Origin of the sequence: Pseudonocardia sp. EV170527-09, from assembly GCF_008369905.1 — a bacterium.
Classification (GTDB): Bacteria; Actinomycetota; Actinomycetes; order Mycobacteriales; family Pseudonocardiaceae; genus Pseudonocardia.
This window is the reverse complement of sequence record NZ_VRMC01000290.1, coordinates 1-678: the sequence shown is the minus strand read 5'-3', so window position 1 is coordinate 678 and position 678 is coordinate 1. Positions and strand designations below refer to the sequence as shown.

The 678-nt window shown below is 69.3% G+C and carries 1 protein-coding gene; it reads right to left on the bottom strand.

Features of this window, described 5'->3' with window-relative positions; genetic code table 11:
* A partial coding sequence (locus tag FVA95_RS29150) for a replication initiation protein (protein WP_149666929.1) occupies positions 1–678 on the bottom strand: 678 nt, incomplete at both ends.

Here is a 678-nt window from a genome sequence, read left to right as displayed (position 1 = left end):
GCGGGCGCGGCCGCCTTTGCGTCCGCGTGCGGCTTGGATGGTGGAGAAGGTGGCTTCGTAGACGACGGGGCCGTCGGCCCACATGCGGGAGCGGGTGGTGATCCAGCGGGTGATCGACGAGGCGATCCCACGGACTTCGGAGGTGGGGAGGGGTTCGGTGAAGGCGGTGTTGCGGGCGGTTGTTTCGAACTCGATCGCGACGCCGAGGCCGGTGGGGTCGCTCCAGTGGTGGCGGATCTCGCGGTAGGCCCACCGCCGCGCCGAGGCGAACAGGGCCTCGTTACGGCCCAGTCCGGTCGGATCTGTCCGCCAGCGTCGTTGTTCGAGCATCTTCGCCGGGGGCATGAACCCGTGATCGGCGAGTCGTTCGTCGAGTTGGCCCAGGGTGTAGAGGTGGCGGTGCACGACCCGGGTGGTCCAGGTGCGATGCACCGGGTTCTTCGTCAACAACCCCGAGTAGCCGTTGTCTCCGTCGACCGAGCGGCGTAGGCCTTCGGTGACTCGGGCGCCGTACCGGATCGGCGCCCGGTGGGCGTACTCGGTGCGGGTGATCGCCTCGTCCAAGGCCCACACCGCATGCGCCCGCCCCGTCGCCGGAGACTCCACGACGACGTTCGGGCGCCATCCGTCGCGGTCCCACAACAGCCGCAGCGCCGCATCCGAATGATCCACATCCAC